The sequence below is a fragment of the Halalkalibacter alkalisediminis genome (assembly GCF_028610705.1).
Lineage (GTDB): Bacteria > Bacillota > Bacilli > Bacillales > Bacillaceae_D > Halalkalibacter > Halalkalibacter alkalisediminis.
On record NZ_JAQQWT010000019.1, the window covers coordinates 1 to 16,995 of the forward strand.

At 38.7% G+C, this 16,995-nt stretch carries 18 protein-coding genes; 15 read left to right on the forward strand and 3 right to left on the reverse strand.

Annotated elements, in window-relative coordinates:
- Positions 1–315 precede the first annotated feature (315 nt).
- Complete coding sequence (locus PQ474_RS18905) at positions 316–513, reverse strand: hypothetical protein (RefSeq protein ID WP_273846689.1); 198 nt, start codon at positions 511–513, stop codon at positions 316–318.
- Positions 514–649: 136 nt separating this feature from the next.
- Between PQ474_RS18905 and PQ474_RS18910 the strand changes: the two genes are divergently transcribed.
- Together PQ474_RS18910 and PQ474_RS18915 are read left to right on the forward strand one after the other, a co-directional pair.
- Entirely contained in the window at positions 650–1,417 is a 768-nt protein-coding gene (locus PQ474_RS18910; protein WP_273846692.1) for a DUF3891 family protein, read from the forward strand.
- A gap of 186 nt (positions 1,418–1,603) precedes the next feature.
- Entirely contained in the window at positions 1,604–1,804 is a 201-nt protein-coding gene (locus tag PQ474_RS18915) for a sigma factor G inhibitor Gin (protein ID WP_273846694.1), read from the forward strand.
- Positions 1,805–1,895: 91 nt separating this feature from the next.
- Here PQ474_RS18915 and PQ474_RS18920 read toward each other — a convergent pair whose 3' ends face one another.
- On the reverse strand, positions 1,896–2,735 hold the full coding sequence (locus PQ474_RS18920) for an SDR family oxidoreductase (protein WP_273846696.1): 840 nt from the start codon (positions 2,733–2,735) through the stop codon (positions 1,896–1,898).
- A 120-nt stretch (positions 2,736–2,855) separates the two neighbouring features.
- Between PQ474_RS18920 and PQ474_RS18925 the strand changes: the two genes are divergently transcribed.
- From PQ474_RS18925 to rsmI, 8 genes are all read left to right on the forward strand, one after another.
- Positions 2,856–4,292, forward strand: a complete 1,437-nt coding sequence (locus PQ474_RS18925) for an aminotransferase class I/II-fold pyridoxal phosphate-dependent enzyme (protein WP_273846698.1) — start codon at positions 2,856–2,858, stop codon at positions 4,290–4,292.
- Positions 4,285–4,926 (forward strand): dTMP kinase, encoded by a 642-nt coding sequence (gene tmk / locus PQ474_RS18930; RefSeq protein ID WP_273846700.1) that lies wholly within the window; start codon positions 4,285–4,287, stop codon positions 4,924–4,926. Before PQ474_RS18925 ends, tmk begins: the two co-directional genes overlap by 8 nt.
- Before the next feature lie 17 nt (positions 4,927–4,943).
- Entirely contained in the window at positions 4,944–5,273 is a 330-nt protein-coding gene (locus PQ474_RS18935; protein WP_273846702.1) for a cyclic-di-AMP receptor, read from the forward strand.
- A 14-nt stretch (positions 5,274–5,287) separates the two neighbouring features.
- Positions 5,288–6,277 carry a DNA polymerase III subunit delta' gene (holB, locus tag PQ474_RS18940; RefSeq protein ID WP_273846705.1) on the forward strand — a complete coding sequence of 330 codons (990 nt, stop codon included), beginning with the start codon at positions 5,288–5,290 and terminating at the stop codon, positions 6,275–6,277.
- A 4-nt stretch (positions 6,278–6,281) separates the two neighbouring features.
- The gene (locus PQ474_RS18945) at positions 6,282–7,109 is read left to right on the forward strand and encodes a PSP1 domain-containing protein (RefSeq protein WP_273846706.1); all 828 of its coding nucleotides are present in this window, start codon (positions 6,282–6,284) and stop codon (positions 7,107–7,109) included.
- Positions 7,110–7,124: 15 nt separating this feature from the next.
- Entirely contained in the window at positions 7,125–7,475 is a 351-nt protein-coding gene (gene yabA / locus PQ474_RS18950; protein WP_273846710.1) for a DNA replication initiation control protein YabA, read from the forward strand.
- A gap of 251 nt (positions 7,476–7,726) precedes the next feature.
- Positions 7,727–8,464, forward strand: a complete 738-nt coding sequence (locus tag PQ474_RS18955) for a tRNA1(Val) (adenine(37)-N6)-methyltransferase (protein WP_273846712.1) — start codon at positions 7,727–7,729, stop codon at positions 8,462–8,464.
- Between the two features lie 30 nt (positions 8,465–8,494).
- Positions 8,495–9,361 carry a 16S rRNA (cytidine(1402)-2'-O)-methyltransferase gene (rsmI, locus tag PQ474_RS18960; protein WP_273846714.1) on the forward strand — a complete coding sequence of 289 codons (867 nt, stop codon included), beginning with the start codon at positions 8,495–8,497 and terminating at the stop codon, positions 9,359–9,361.
- A gap of 116 nt (positions 9,362–9,477) precedes the next feature.
- Here the strand turns inward: rsmI and PQ474_RS18965 are convergent, their stop codons facing one another.
- A complete protein-coding gene (locus PQ474_RS18965) occupies positions 9,478–9,768 on the reverse strand; it encodes an AbrB/MazE/SpoVT family DNA-binding domain-containing protein (protein WP_273846716.1) in 291 nt (96 codons plus the stop codon).
- Between the two features lie 191 nt (positions 9,769–9,959).
- On the opposite strand from PQ474_RS18965, the gene PQ474_RS18970 reads away from it, so the two are divergent.
- The 5 genes from PQ474_RS18970 to PQ474_RS26415 all read left to right on the forward strand — a co-directional run bounded on the left by PQ474_RS18970 (position 9,960) and on the right by PQ474_RS26415 (position 16,922).
- The gene (locus tag PQ474_RS18970; RefSeq protein WP_273846718.1) at positions 9,960–10,913 is read left to right on the forward strand and encodes a DNA double-strand break repair nuclease NurA; all 954 of its coding nucleotides are present in this window, start codon (positions 9,960–9,962) and stop codon (positions 10,911–10,913) included.
- Positions 10,914–10,976: 63 nt separating this feature from the next.
- On the forward strand, positions 10,977–12,809 hold the full coding sequence (locus PQ474_RS18975) for an ATP-binding protein (RefSeq protein ID WP_273846720.1): 1,833 nt from the start codon (positions 10,977–10,979) through the stop codon (positions 12,807–12,809).
- 494 nt (positions 12,810–13,303) lie between these two features.
- Positions 13,304–15,289 (forward strand): methionine--tRNA ligase, encoded by a 1,986-nt coding sequence (gene metG / locus PQ474_RS18980; protein WP_273846813.1) that lies wholly within the window; start codon positions 13,304–13,306, stop codon positions 15,287–15,289.
- A gap of 71 nt (positions 15,290–15,360) precedes the next feature.
- Positions 15,361–16,128: a TatD family hydrolase gene (locus tag PQ474_RS18985; protein ID WP_273846722.1), complete on the forward strand. Its 768-nt coding sequence runs from the start codon at positions 15,361–15,363 to the stop codon at positions 16,126–16,128.
- Between the two features lie 230 nt (positions 16,129–16,358).
- On the forward strand, positions 16,359–16,922 hold the full coding sequence (locus PQ474_RS26415) for a ubiquitin-like domain-containing protein (RefSeq protein ID WP_337956378.1): 564 nt from the start codon (positions 16,359–16,361) through the stop codon (positions 16,920–16,922).
- Positions 16,923–16,995: the final 73 nt, after the last annotated feature.

A 16,995-nucleotide genomic window follows, 5' to 3' on the forward strand; every position in this document is an offset into this window, starting at 1 on the left:
TTTATTTCTAAATAAACCATTAAATATAGCTTATTTACAACAGGGTTCCTTTTAAAAGGACCTCTTTTACCTCAGCTGAATCAGATATTACAAAGTAATTGCACCGATATTAGCGAGTTTTGATTTTTATTCGCTAGTTTCGCTACTACATCGTAACTAGCATACGAATATACGTCACTTTAATAAGAATGTAAAGAAACCAAATAATTTGTTGAAGGTCAGCCCTTTAATGTTCTTTTAAATCATATCCAGCGATAGACACCGCGTAAGGTTTTTAAAAATACAAAAGAGCTGTCAAACAGCTCTTAAAAAGATTCACTTTAATTTTTCTCCTTCTTTAATTAAGAAAGATACCATTCTTCCAACTCCATCATAATCTAACTCATATGAGGCTGCTTTTATTTCTTCATAAATTAATAAGTCAATCACATCATCTCTTTCAAGATCATCCCATTTGTTCTCTTTATCTAATTGTGCAAGTTGTGATTTGATTCGATCCATTGCCTTTCCCATGTATAGTGCCCTCCTAATAGCTATTGGTTTTCTTTTATTATACTAAAAACCACTTCTTTTACTAACTCTGTTGAAAAAAACATACTATTATAGAAATAAATACTTATGTATATAGAGGAAATGAGGGTTTGATCGGATGATTATTCGAGAAAGAGAACATGAGTATGTTTTCATTTCACAGCATGACCATGCAAATTTATCGGGGAAGATAGCGAGACAATTCAAAGGGAATTTTTTTCAGTCAGACGATTTCATGAAAGATGCGATTACCGCTGTTTATGAGCATGATCGTGGGTGGATAAAGCTAGATCAAGCTCCTATCTGGAATGAGCAAGAGAAAGGTCCTTTCTCCTTCGCACAATACCCGCTTACTCCTAAGTTAATCCACTATAAATTAGGTTTAGAAGAAGTACAAGATATAAGTAAGTATGCAGCTTTATTATGTAGCATGCATTACTGTTCTTTTTTTTCGACTGCCAAAGACAAAAAAAGTAAAGCTTTTCTAAGAAGTGAAAAAAAGAGACAAGAACAACTAAGAGAAAAGATAGACGGGATAGACTATAAGTTGCTTAACCAACACTTCCGTCTTTTACAAGTTTGTGATGACTTATCATTGTATGTCTGTTTCAATGAACCTGGGACGAGTAAGGAAAATGAACATCCTTGGTTTAAAGAAGGATTTAGGAAAAGTGAATTATTTAATGATGGCCAACATTCTCTCTGTAGCACATGGGTTGATGATGAAACAATAAGTGTAACTGGGTTTCCATTTGTAAAAGAGTTTGAAGCGAATTTAGACTACAGAGTAGTTTCAAAAGTAGACATTGTTACAAAAGGGTTAGAACAAGCATATCTAACAAGTTCTGTTTACAAGCAACGATTGAGATTTGTCCCAGCTCAATAATTACCAAAATCAGTGTCTCAGTTCGGCTGTGGCACTGATTTTTTGCGGAATGGTCATCCATTTAATTTAAAAATGAGAAAATTTGATCTAGGATAGGCACATAACTAGAAAAGAAGAATAGATTAACAGTATATGAATGTATGAATTTTGAAATTAAGGCCGATAATGAAGTCAGGGGTGATGGAGATGCCGAAGACTAAAATCATGAAGATGCGGCTTGGGAAACAATGTGTAATTTGTGAGAAGAGGAAAGAAGAAGGGATTCTTATTGCTAAATCATTTATTTGTAACACGTGTGAACATGAGATGGTTCATTTAGATGAACAGGATCAACTGTATAATGAGTATGTCAAACAGATGAGAACATTTTCTTCGCAATATGTGTAAGGGTACGAATGGAGAGAACCAATAAAAAATAGAAAGACCCAAACGTTTATGTTCTAATAAACACGTTTGGGTCTTTTACGATTAAAAGAGCTTAACGGTTCAATAGCTTTCTTTTAATCGCCCATTCAATCACCGACCAGGGAAGGACACTCTTAAGGAAAATTATTTTTTTAACACCTTTGCCTACCTGATATCGAAACCTTGGCTTTTTAGCTCGGCAGATATGTAAAATCGTCCGTATAACTTCTTTGGGATTAGATGCATTTTCAGCTGTTTTTGTTGCTGCTTGATGAATATTCTTTATATATGTATAATCCTCATCTTCAATCACTGCTACGTTCGATAACCCCTTTTCCCAAATTTCCGTTTTGAAGGAGCCGGCTTCAATTAAACTTACATGAAGATTAAAAGGTAGTAGTTCAAGGCGTAGCGATTCACTAAATCCGCTGAGCGCAAATTTAGAGGTCACATAGGGACCGAGGCCAGGGAATCCTAAGCGTCCACTAATGCTACCGAGGTTAATAATTTTTCCACCACGGTGATGTCTCATTAATGGAAGAAAAGCTTTTGTGACAGAGATGACACCAAAGAGGTTAGTCTCTAGTTGTGCTTTCCAGTCCTCTGTCTCTAGGTATTCGGTTAAACCGCCTAAGCTGTAACCGGCATTGTTTATTAAAATGTCTAGCTTTCCATAACGGGTTTGAATGTCTCTTCTTACTTCTTCAATTTGAGCCTGATTTATTACATCCATTTCAACTAATTCTATCTTTTCTAATAGGTTCATTTTTGCTGCTTCTTCTTTTAGCAGATCTGCTTTCCTTAAATCTCTCATAGTGGCAATGACAAAATAGCCATTTTGGGCGAGCTCTAAAGATGCTAAAAGCCCAAACCCAGTACTCGTACCCGTGATTAATACGATCTCCCGCTTCATTTACTTCCCTCCATATCTTTTCTTATAAAAAATGAAAAGCACCGCTTTCTTTCAATTTTCATCAGGTATGACAATCAAGTATGATAGTATGTACAAACAATCCTTAGGAGGAACAAATAATTGGACATCCCTTTAATTAAGGCTTTACAAAAACACCAAAAAAACAATCCGACTTCATTACATGTACCAGGACATAAGAATGGCCAAGTTTTTCATCCGGCCCTTTCTGATTTTAGTCCTGTATTGCCTTATGATGTGACAGAGTTAGATGGTTTAGATGATTTGCATGCACCAACAGGCATCATTCTTGAGGCCCAGCAAGCAGCTGCGAGGTTATACCAGACGGCAGAAACCTTATTTCTTGTTGGTGGGACAACCGTTGGCAATCTGGCTATGATGTATGGGCTATTTGAACAGGGAGATGTGGTGTTTATCCAACGCAACAGTCATAAATCAATTTTTCATGCGGCTCAAATTGCAGGTGTGACCCCGGTTCTCTTATCTCCTGAATTTGATTCTGAAACAGGAATGGCAGTTGGTTTGAAAAAAGAAACGCTTGAAGAAGCGATGAGACAATACCCAGAAGCAAAGGGATTAGTGCTTACGTACCCTAATTATTATGGGGTGAGTTTACCTTTACAACCTATTATAGAGTATGCAAAGCAGAATAAGTTACTTGTATTAGTAGATGAAGCACATGCTGCTCATTATTGTCTAGGATCCCCTTTTCCACCATCGACACTTGAACTAGGAGCTGACGTTGCTGTTCAATCTGCCCATAAAATGCTACCTGCATTAACGATGAGCTCTTTTTTACATATGAGTGATAAACTAAATCACCCTATGCGACATAGTATAAAAGAGGCACTGGCCATGTTTCAGTCGAGCAGTCCCTCCTATCTACTGATGGCCTCTTTAGATGCTGCACGAGCATATGTCGAATCGTTAGAAGAAATAAAAATAAAGAGGATTCTTGCAGGAGTTGAGCAAGTAAAAAAAGAATTAGCTAAGATTAAACAAATCCAAGTGGTCAATTGGTCAGATAGCTATCTTTTGGACCCATTAAAAGTTACAATAAGGACAACAACAAAGCTAACTGGATTTGAGTTACAATCTATTTTTTATCAACATCATCTTTATACAGAACTAGCTGATGAAAACCATGTTTTACTTGTATTCGGTTTAGGTGAACAAACATTTCCAGAAAACGTATGGAACGAGTTAGCAAGCACACTGAGTCCGTTTGAAGTAAGGACTAAAACGATTGCCAAAACGGTTGATGTCGGTTGTAATCGAATCAAGAAACTAGAACGATCGGCCAAACAATTACGTTCTTTACCTAAAAAGAAAATAAATTTACAAGATGCCGTTGGAATGATTGCAGCAGAAGCTATTATTCCTTATCCACCAGGTATTCCAATTGTTCTACCAGGTGAAAAGGTAGATAGACAACTAATAAATGAAATCGAAACATTAAAGCAGGCTGGCGCAAGATTTCAGTCTGAACAAGAACTAAAAAGTGTATGGATCGTTGATTCGGAGGATGGACATGAATAAAGGTTTTTTTATCACCGTAGAAGGTGGAGAGGGAGCAGGAAAAACCACTGTTCTTGATCAAATTGAAGCACAATTAAAGCAAGATGGGTATGATACCATACGGACACGGGAACCCGGTGGCATTCGTATAGCAGAACAAATTAGAACCGTTATTTTAGATGTAACACATACAGAAATGGACAGCCGTACAGAAGCATTGCTTTACGCCGCTGCTAGAAGGCAACATCTCGTCGAAAAAGTGATTCCAGCATTAGAGCAAGGGAAAATGGTTCTTTGCGATCGTTTTATTGATAGTAGTCTTGCTTACCAAGGATATGCAAGAGGGATTGGCTTTGATGAAGTAAGAACCATAAATGAATTTGCGATAGAAGGGTATTTGCCAGATCTAACCCTATTCTTTGACGTTGACCCTGAGGTAGGGATTCAACGAATTCATCAAGATCAAGATCGTGAAATTAACAGGCTTGATCAAGAGAAAATGAACTTTCATGAACGCGTTCGAAAAGGGTATAGCAAAGTGATGGATGTGTATCCGGAGCGAATCAAAAGAATAAATGCAAACCAAGCAATTAATGAAGTGTTTGTAGAAGCGATGAAAGAAATTAATCACTTTGTAGGTAGCAGACTTAACTAAAAAAGGAGCTGTTAAAGATGAAATTAATAATGGCTGTCATTCAAGATAAGGATAGTAATAGACTTTCGGATGCTTTAGTTAAAGCGGACTATCGTGCTACAAAGCTAGCAAGTACAGGTGGCTTTTTAAAGGCTGGTAATACGACCTTTCTAATTGGGACAGAGGATGAAAATGTTGATAATGTGATGACAATTATTAAAGACAATTGCCAAAGTCGTGAACAACTGGTTGCTCCAATTTCACCAATGGGAGGAAATGCGGACTCTTATGTCCCATATCCGGTCGAAGTTCAGGTTGGAGGAGCCACTGTATTTGTATTACCAGTTGAGCAGTTTGAGCAATTTTAAAGGTGTTGAAAGCAATGGAAACATGGACTGAGTTAAGAGAAATACAACCAAGAATTATCAACCTACTTGTTCGCACGATTGAAAAAGGCCGTCTCGCTCATGCGTATTTATTTGAGGGGACTCGTGGAACAGGGAAGAAAAAAGTGGCTCTTCACCTCGCGAAGAGCTTCTTTTGCGGACAGAAAAAGGGAACAGACCCGTGTTTGGAGTGTCCAGATTGCAAACGGATTGAACACGGAAATCATCCAGACGTCCATTTGATTGAACCAGATGGACAATCGATTAAAAAGCATCAAGTTGAACATTTACAGAAAGAATTTTCATATCGTGGTGTAGAATCTGCTAAAAAAGTTTATATTGTCAACCACGCTGACCTAATGACGGTCGGAGCGGCTAACAGCATATTGAAATTTTTGGAGGAACCAGCATCCCAAACGCTAGCAATCTTGCTAACAGAGCAAGGAAGTAAAGTATTACCAACTATTCATTCTAGGAGCCAAAACTTAACATTTGCTCCACTATTAAGGGATACATTTATAAAAAAATTAATAGAAGATGGTAATTCTAGTACAATTTCCAGTTTATTGGCTAGTTTAACAACAAGTTATGAAGGCGCCAAGCAAATGTTAGAAGGAGATTGGATTGCACAAGCACGAAGCGTAGTGATACAATTGATGGAAGAGGTTTATACAAGACCGAGCCAAGTTTTGTTTACATTGCAGGAAAAATGGTTGCCTCTTTTTAAAGATAAGACTGAACAAGAAATTGGCTTAGATATGATCCTCTTATGGTTGCGAGATCTGATGTATACAAAGGTTGGGAAGATTGATTCTCTTACCTACGTTGATCAACAAAATAAATTAGAACAGCAAGCTCTGAGTAGTTCTCAGGATGTATTAAGCCGAAAAATGTCTGCTGTTCTACAAGCAAAAAGACATCTATCAGCCAATGTTAATCCTCAGTTATTGATGGAGAAGTTGTTACTTAATATACAGGAGGGATAGAAGATTGCATCAAGTTGTCGGTGTGCGCTTTAAAAAAGCTGGTAAAATCTATTATTTCTCCCCCGGTACTTTTCAATTAGAGAAGGGAGAAACCGTGATTGTCGAAACGTCAAGAGGCGTTGAGTTCGGACGAGTGGTCATCGGCGCTAAAACAGTCGGTGAGAACGATGTCGTTCTTCCACTAAAACAAGTCATACGGACAGCAACAGAAAAGGACAAGTTGATTGTGCAAGAGAACGTAGAAGCAGCGAAAAAGGCTTTTGACGTATGTTCAGAGAAAATCACTCAGCATAATCTTGATATGAAGCTTGTCGACGTTGAATATACATTTGATCGGAATAAAGTTCTATTTTATTTTACGGCAGATGGACGGATTGATTTTAGAGAATTGGTTAAGGATTTAGCGGCTGTGTTTCGTACAAGAATTGAACTTCGCCAAATCGGAGTTCGAGATGAGGCGAAAATGCTCGGAGGAATTGGCCCATGTGGACGAGTATTATGCTGTTCCTCCTTTCTAGGTGACTTTGAACCTGTTTCGATAAAAATGGCCAAAGATCAAAGTCTATCACTGAATCCAGCGAAGATCTCAGGTTTATGTGGTCGATTAATGTGTTGTTTGAAATATGAAAATGATATGTATGAATCGGCTAAACAAGAATTACCGGATATTGGGAGAAGAGTTAGAACCCCAGAAGGAAAAGGAAAAGTGGTTGGTCTAAATCTTTTAGAACGATTGATACAAGTGGAATTATCTGAAGGGGATCGAGTAGTCGAGTACACAATGGACGAGCTAATGAATAAGGAAGTTGTGTCGACCAAGGCTACAGAATAAAGAGGTGGGAGCATCGTGGACAAAAAGGCGATTTTTACACAGGTGAGCCAACTAGAAGAAAGATTAGGTGAATTGCATCATGAATTAAGAGGGCTAAAAGAACAATTAGCTTACTTAATTGAAGAAAATCACTACCTTCATATTGAAAACGAAAACCTCCGTGAGAGATTAGAAGCTCAAGAGGAGCTCGAACAAGAAGGTAAAAAAACGAATACAAACGATAAAAAGTCATTTGTCGGAGAAGGCTACGATAATCTAGCAAGACTATACCAAGAAGGCTTTCATGTGTGTAATACTCATTACGGGAGTATCCGTTCTGATGGAGACGACTGCTTATTTTGTTTGTCATTTTTACATCAAAAATAAATGCTTGAAAAGACAGATCTTTCGTTTAATACGAGAGATCTTTTTATAGATTTTAAAGAAAGGTCGAACTTAACCTTCTTTAAAATCTGTAAGCAACGAGCGAAACCGCTGCCACACTCTAATCCTTTTATAAGCGCACCTCTCATAAAAGGCGAAAGCCGTAAACCATTGCCGTAACTTAGGATATTAAAAAAAAGATCGTAGAAAATAAACAGCAAAAGCATCGATACACAAGAAGGAGAGACAACAACGTGGAGTTATTAGAAGGTGAGCGTGTAGACTATATTGCAGGGACGCCATTAAAAGTCATTCAAAGTCCCGATGTATTTTCATTTTCGATTGACGCGATATTGCTTGGACGATTTGTTCAAGTTCCAATCCAAAAAGGAAATATGCTTGATCTTTGTTCAGGAAATGGTGTCATCCCTTTACTTATGACAACGAGATCTAAGGCGAATTTAGTTGGAGTGGAAATTCAGTCAAGATTAACGGATATGGCAAGGCGAACTCTTGCCTTAAATAAGGTACATACTCAAATTCAAATGGTAGAGGCAGATTTAAATGAGATGCCCCCGCATATAAAGAAATCATTTTTTGATGTTGTTACATGTAACCCTCCTTATTTTGAAACGGTGACCGAGCATGAACGAAATCGAAATGAACATTTGGCCATTGCAAGGCATGAGATTTACTGTTCATTAAATGATGTTATTCGTGTAAGTAGCCAATATGTGAAGCAAAAGGGGAAAGTGGCTATCGTTCATCGTCCGGAAAGACTTACCGATATTATGACCTACATGCGTGACTACCGAATTGAACCGAAACGAATTCAGTTTATTCACCCAAAGGATCAAAAAGAAGCAAATATGGTATTAGTAGAAGGAATTAAGGATGGAAAAGCAGGTGTAGTTTGTCTTCCCCCATTAGTCGTGTACAATGAACAGGGAGAATACACGAAGGCGTTTAGCGATGTATATGAAGGAAAATAATCATTTTGCTATAGAGAAAGGGATTTAATGATGAATCAACAATCTAGTTTTATAGATGATGGTACAGTAGGCTTACTCTATCTAGTCCCAACCCCAATCGGAAATCTCGAGGATATGACGTTTCGAGCTGTTCGCATTTTAAAGGAAGTTGATTTAATTGCGGCAGAAGATACAAGACAAACGATGAAGCTATGTCGACATTTTGATATCGACACCGCCTTAATTAGCTATCATGAACATAACAAAAGAAAAGCAGGAGAAGTACTTATCGAGAAAATAAAAGCTGGAAATTCCATTGCACTTGTTAGTGATGCGGGTATGCCAGCGATCTCTGACCCCGGACAAGATATAGCTCAAGAAGCAATCAAAGAAGGAATTAAAGTCATCGCATTACCAGGTGCCAATGCCGCACTGACGAGTTTAGTTGCTTCTGGTTTATCGACTGAGAGGTTCGAATTTATTGGTTTTCTTCCGAGGCAAAATAAACAACGTCAAAGCTTCTTAGAAGAAATAAAAGGAGATAAAGCCACGCTCATTTTTTATGAGTCTCCACATCGATTAAAAGAATCGTTATCATCGATGTATAAGGTGCTTGGAAACCGACACCTCTCCATCAGTCGTGAGCTTACGAAAAAATTTGAAGAATACCAACGTGGCACATTAGAGGAAGCCATTCAGTGGTGTGAAACAGGAACGATTAAAGGAGAATTCTGTATCGTTGTCGAAGGATGTCATACAGAGGAAGTCAAGGATGAATGGTGGGAGCCAATATCCATGCAGCAACATGTTGAACACTATGTAGGCCTTGGTATGACATCTAAAGAAGCGATTAAACAGGTTGCTCTGGAACGAAATGTTCAAAAGCGGTTGGTTTATGCGGAGTATCATCAAGACTGAGAGTTAATTAGATACAGGGACATCAATAAATAAAAAAGGCACCTCAACAAGAACATACCCGATACGTAAAGTAACGATGTAGAACTTGTTAAGGTGCCCTTTTTATCAAAAGGTGATTAAACTTGAGTTGTGCGTGTAAGGTAATCTTGAAGATCCTTGATGATTTCTTGAGCACCTTGTGGGCTAAGAATAATTTTTCCATTTGCAATAGAAAGATTCTCATCTGAAACTTCTCCAGTTACTTGACATGTCATGTTTGGCTTGTACTTCTTTAAAATGATACGATCATTATCAACATAGATTTCAAGCGCATCTTTCTCGGCAATATCTAAAGTACGGCGAAGCTCTATTGGAATAACCACACGTCCTAATTCATCAACTTTACGAACGATACCTGTAGATTTCATTCTACTTTCTCCTCTCAGACTAAAACAATTTATTTTGGTGTCATTATTCGACAATTTTCTATCTGCATTTAGAGTACCAGTGTTTCCAAATCAAGTCAATTAGTTTTTATTCTTTTAGAGCAAGAAAATTTTTACTTTTTTTTGAGAAATGCTGATAATATGCAAGTTACAGAGCGAGGTGATTTTATTACATGTTACAAATTTATCCTGAAATTGTAATTAAATTAAAAAAAGTAAATAATAGTCTGCAACATATTTACCAACACTCAGGGAGTGATAAAACGATAATTCGACAAAAACTCCATCAATCCAAAGCTGAAATTCGACAAATCCAACGATTTTCGACAGAAGCTCTTCATGATTGGTTGAAGGGAAAACATGTAGCGGCTGTTGATGGGTCTGTTAATCAAACGAAGGGTGATCCACCGCATGTTCTTTATTTTTTTCAAGCACTAGCTAAGACCACAACTGGTCATGCATGTCAGGCAGCAGATATTTACTCTCCTTTATTAGAAGAAACGATAGAAGAAGACAATCACAAGAATTGGCGTTCTCATTTATTAGCGAAATTGGAGTTAAAGGTAGCTATTCAATTAATTGAAGAAATGCCCTTGACGATTTTGCTAATGGATGGAGCTCTGTACCACTACCGAATTGATGCCCCAGATGAGTGGGAACAGCTAAAAAGAAAAGCGATTGAACAGCAAGTTCTCCTAGTTGGAGTCTCGGAGGAAATTACGACGGAAAACTTAGTGAAGTTAGATTCATTTGCTGACTATGGAAAGCAGCCGCATACCTATGACCGTGATTTACTGTTTGGTGTGTTAGAAAAAGAAGAAATGCTTTTTGTTGAGTCGATTCAGAGTAAGGCGGGGTTACAATCCGTTTGGATGAGGTTAAGCTCAGATCCTGCAATCACAGGATTTGATGTACTAGAGGAACAAGCTTCAATGAAAGAGGAGATTGCTAGTCTATTATTAACCTTAACTCCTCGTGATGGTCGTGGAATCCCACTTTGGCTTGATCATGTAGACCTTGAAGTACGAGTAACCGATAAGTTAGTCGAGGCATTAGTCGAACAGTATATTGACCCAGAAATGAAAAAGAGATTTTTTGAGAAGAAACGAGGAGCAAGACCATGGTGAGGAAAGGTTTTTGTAAGAGTTAGTGATGACCTTTAAATTCTTGTTAAAACAGGGGGAAAGAGAATGCAAATAGTTGGGGTAACAACGCAGCATGAAGTGTATGTAGCTTCTAAGACGCATAAATTTAGAATGAATGAAATGCTCGTAATAGAAGATGAGGCACTCTATTTTCCAAAGGGTGAAGTCGTGGAAACCTTCTCTTATAACCGTTATATCCCAATGGGGTTTGATAAAGGTATTGCTGATGATCAAGTTTTAAAGACACTCGAGCATATTGGGTATGATATTGGAGCAGACGATATCAACCTAGCTAAAGTGCGGTTGTTTGAAGAAGCTGTTCAACCGATACAAACAGGGGCGAATGTTCGTCACCCGGAGTTCAGCGAAATCTCCTCTTTATTAGTTAAAACATCACCTGAGGATGGACTTTTGCTTGGAGAAGTCAAATCAACTGACTTTATTGAATCAACATTACCTGATCACTTAAAAGGTTTGTTACATATTCAAGATCATGATCAAGTGCGTAAGCAAAATGGTGTCCCTTTTATCTTTGATATCAGGGCGATGCAGCAATACCCTCATATTGGGGTTTTTGGTGGGTCTGGATCAGGGAAGTCATTTGGATTACGAGTCATGCTTGAAGAAATTATGAAATTGCAAATTCCATCTTTAGTATTTGACCCTCACTTTGAAATGAATTTTGCTACTCAGGCAAAAGAAGTAGCTAATGCGCCTTCTTATAGGGATCGCTATATCGTCGTACAGATAGGTCAGGATGTCGGTGTCGATTTTTCAGCGCTTTCTACTAGAGATGTAGAACGTTTGTTGTCTGCAGCTGGTTCACTCACTGAATCGATGATAAATGTTATTCAAACCGTACATAAGCGCAAAGATAGCTATCAGTCCTTTAGTGACCGAGTGGCTAATTTAGCAGAGGCATTAGAGCTTGGTAAGCAAAAAGTCGAGGCAATGCTTCATGATGCGGGAATGACAAGAGATGAGATCAACCGGTTTGCTACGTTTAAAAGATTGTTAGACCAATATGGTAGTTTACCATTAGCGTCCATTAAGGGGATACAATGGCGTGTAAATCGGCTTTATCAAGCTGGATTATTCCAACAAAATATTCGGGTGATTGAGCAAGGTATTCACGCAGGGAAGCTGGTAGTCATTCAAGGAGCGGTGTGGTTGCTTCAAGTTTTTTCAAGTTACGTCATTGGGGCGTTATATGGAAAGCGTCGCTCGTTTCGCGATGCCAAACTACAACAAAAGCAAGGTGAGTTTTTCCCGCCTTTTATTGTTGTAACGGACGAAGCTCATAACTTTGCTCCAAAAGGCTATGATGCACCAGCTAAATCAGTATTAAAGGAAATTGCTCAAGAAGGTAGAAAATATGGAGTTTTTCTTATTTTCGCCACGCAGCGACCTACTCTGCTAGATGAAACAATTACTGCGCAATTGAACTCGAAGTTTGTATTTCGAACCGTAAGAGGAACCGATATTCAAACGATTAAAGAGGAAACGGATTTAACACATGATGAAGGAAAGCGACTCCCTTATTTACGATCAGGCGACGTTTTTATTTCCTCGGCTATAATGGGGAGAACAATGGCTGTTCGAATCAGGTTTGCACATTCTGCAAGTCCGCATACATTAAATCCATTCGATGAACTAAAAAAAATGAAAGAACAAGATTCAGAGCAACTTTTAAAAGCGCTCGATTCCTATTTACCTTTGGCTGAAATGAGTATCATGAATCACTTGACGAATTTGAATCAAGATGCGGAGAAAAACTGGGACGTACAAACGTGGAAACAAGAGCTTGAACGATTAAGTAGCGAGGGCGTGATAAAAAAAGAAAAAACACCATTTGCTACTTTATACACACGACCTTGACTAGTATGCATGGATTAGGTATATTTTGGGTAGAATCGTTTATAGAGTCTATTCAAATAGGTGATGTTTCCCAGTATGAACAGACTCGAAGCAATGAGTGGAACCGCTACAAGACTTTGAGCCTCTAGGGGGGTTCTTAGAGACGTGTTGCGTGTGGAGCCATTGCCATCTTTTTAAACACGGTCTAATAGGTGAATAAATGAACATCCGATGAAGGGATAAGTAAAATCAATGATCTATAGGTAGCACTTGCTATGTAGAGAGCCGGGGGAGCTGAAAACCGGTATAGATGTTGATTTGAAGATGGTCCTGGGAGGAATTTGCTTTCGAGTGTTAGACATAAGAGAGTGACGTAGCTGGCGTTAACAGTGGAAGTCTTGGACTTCGTGAGCCTTTTTGTTGTGAAACGGAAAGGGAATTTGGGTGGTACCACGTGAGATATGCTCTCGTCCCTAGGATGAGGGCTTTTTGTATGCAAAAAATGAGGAGGAAGAATTGTGACAGAAAAAAAGACATTTTATTTAACAACACCGATTTATTACCCGAGTGATAAGCTTCATATCGGCCATGCTTATACGACCGTAGCTGGGGATGCGATGGCTAGATACAAACGTTTACGTGGCTATGATGTTCGCTTCTTAACAGGAACGGACGAGCATGGACAAAAAATTGAAACAAAAGCCGCAGAAAAAGGACAAACCCCTCAGGAGTTTACAGATCAAATTGTTGCGGGGATTCAAGAGCTATGGAAGAAATTAGATGTCTCGTATGATGATTTTATTCGTACGACAGAAGATCGTCATAAAAAAGTCGTCGAACAAATTTTTGAGCGTCTGCTTGAAAAGGGCGATATTTATTTAGATGAGTATGAAGGTTGGTACTCCATCCCAGACGAGACGTTTTACACAGAACGTCAACTAGTTGACCCGATCAAGAATGAAGCAGGTGAAGTGATTGGCGGAAAAAGCCCAGATAGTGGCCACTCAGTTGAAAAAGTACGTGAACAATCTTATTTCTTTAAAATGAGCCATTATGCGGATCGCCTGCTGAAATTTTATGAGGACAATCCAACATTCATTCAGCCAGAGTCGCGGAAAAATGAAATGATTAATAACTTTATTAAACCAGGACTAGAGGATTTAGCTGTATCAAGAACATCTTTTAAATGGGGTGTTCAAGTTCCAAGCAATCCTAAGCATGTGGTCTACGTTTGGATTGATGCGTTATCCAATTATATTACAGCGCTTGGATATGGCAGTGAGAATGAAGAGCTTTATCATAAATATTGGCCGGCGGATGTTCACTTAGTAGGGAAAGAAATTGTTCGTTTCCATACAATTTATTGGCCAATAATGCTCATGGCGCTTGACTTGCCATTACCGAAGAAAGTATTTGGACATGGCTGGTTGCTTATGAAGGATGGAAAAATGTCTAAGTCTAAGGGCAATGTTGTTGATCCGGTACCACTTATTGACCGTTATGGTTTAGATGCGTTACGTTATTACCTCCTTCGTGAAGTTCCTTTTGGGTCTGATGGCGTATTTACACCAGAAGGCTTTGTTGAACGTGTCAATTACGACCTAGCTAACGATTTAGGGAATTTATTAAATCGCACAGTAGCGATGATTAATAAGTATTTTGGTGGTGAGATTCCAGAGTACGTGAAGGATGCAACACCTTTTGATGCGAGCCTAGTTGATTTGGTTCAGTCAACGGTTGCCAAAGTAGAAGAAGCTATGGAAGAGATGGAGTTCTCAGTTGCTTTGACAGCGATTTGGCAACTTATTAGCCGTACAAATAAATACATTGATGAAACACAACCATGGATTTTAGCTAAGGATGAGGCAAAAAAGGTAGAACTTGGATCTGTCATGTACCATCTAGCTGAATCATTGCGTCAAGTTTCGATTATGGTGCAACCATTTATGACGGCAACACCAAAGCGTATTTGGGCACAATTAGGTCTTAAAGAAGAGGTCACGGCTTGGTCGACGCTCACAACATTCGCTCAAATCCCAACTGGTACAAAGGTTGAAAAAGGGGAACCTATCTTCCCACGTCTTGAGATGGAAGAGGAAGTGGCTCATATTGTTGGTTTAATGGGTGGTACAAAAACAGAAGCATCTGCTGAAGAAGAAGTACCTGAAGGGAATGAAAATGAAATAACGATTGATGATTTTACGAAAGTCGAACTTCATGTAGCTGAAGTATTAAAAGCAGAACCTGTATCAGGCGCAGATCGTTTGTTAAAAATACAATTAGATCTTGGATTTGAGCAACGTCAAGTTGTTTCTGGTATAGCGAAATACTATTCTCCAGAGGATCTTGTTGGAAAAAAAGTCATCTGTGTGACAAACTTAAAGCCTGTGAAGCTTCGTGGAGAACTTTCTCAAGGAATGATTTTAGCAGGATCAAAAGGCAAGAAATTACAGCTAGCAACGATTGACGGCAGTTTGCCAAATGGAGCAAAAGTAAAATAAAGAAAAAGGAAGGAGAGAGTGTTCGATTCTCTCCTTTATTATATTAGTAAAACAAAAAGGGGTTAGTAGTCATGTTATTTGATACACATGTACACTTAAACGCAGATCAATTTGATGAAGATCTAGAAGAAGTGATTACTCGTGCCAAAGAAGCAGGAGTCGAAACGATGGTCGTCGTCGGTTTTGATGAGAAAACGATTAATCGTGCTTTATCCTTGATTGAAACGTATGACTTTTTGTATGCAGCAGTAGGTTGGCACCCGGTCGATGCAGTCGATATGGAAGAGAAGCATCTAGTCTGGTTAGAGGAATTAAGTGCACACCCGAAAGTGGTTGCTTTAGGGGAAATGGGCCTTGATTATCATTGGGATAAGTCACCAAAAGACGTCCAAAAAGAAGTGTTTCGTAAACAGATTCAATTAGCTAAGAAAGTGAAATTACCTATTGTGATTCATAATCGCGATGCAGATCAGGATATTGTAGATATCTTGAAAGAAGAAGAGGCACATGAAGTCGGTGGAATTATGCACTGTTTTGGTGGCAGTGTTGAAATTGCGCAGGAATGTTTGCGAATGAATTTTCATATATCTCTGGGAGGCCCGGTTACATTTAAAAATGCAAAACGTCCAAAACAAGTGGCCAAGGAAATTCCGCTTGACCGATTGCTCATCGAAACCGATTGTCCATATTTAGCCCCCCATCCTTATCGTGGAAAACGAAATGAACCTGCGTTAGTAAAGCTTGTGGCAGAGCAAATTGCAGAACTGAGAGAGATGGAATATGAGCAAATTGCAGAGCAAACAACAATCAACGCAAAAAAACTTTTTGGCATATCTTGATAGCGAACTTTGGGGACTTTTGACGAGGCTTGTCTAAGTTTCGTCTGATTCGAACTAGTTCTACAAAGCTCCTCATCAGCATAGAGTGGACGTGTCGATAAGTTTTTGTTTTCAACGCGTTTGTTTTCATAGATAATGGGGACAATGCGGATTTTACAAAAATTAGAGCGTTGACAAAAGGGGGTACAGTGTTTATAATTTTTGACGTTGAGAAGGAGGAATGCTTTGAGATGGAAACAAACAGGAGCCAGTTCCTTTCCGCAATGAGTTTTGGAAAGAAGTTGGTAATCTCCGTTGTCAGTCTCATTCTCTTCGGAGGCGTGATTACTTACGCTGTATACGAGGCGACAAAGGCAACTGTAACAATCTCTATCGATGGAGAAGATCTTGAGGTGCAAACACATGCATCGACAGTTGCTGAGTTGATGAAGGAGCAAGAATGGAACGTCCAAGAATATGACCATGTAGAGCCCGGGTTAGATACGGAGATTTCAGGTAATATGAATGTTACTTGGGATCAAGCGAAGGAAGTATTTGTCACGATTCATAACCATGAAGAACAAGTATGGACAACCGCAGATAATGTTGAAGAGTTTATACAAGAATTAGATATTGAAGTAAAAGAACATGATTTTATTGCACCAGCATTGAGTGAAGAAATAACTGATAGAATGAATCTAATCTATGAATCTGCCTTTCAAGTTGAGCTTACTAGTGACGGTGAACAACAGGAATTATGGACAACTTCGACGACTGTCGCTGACTTTTTAGAGAGAAAGTGTTACATTAGGTGAGCTTGATCGTGTTGAGCCCAATTTAGAAGAAAGGCTTGACCGAGAATCAGAGATTAAAGTAATACGGGTAGAA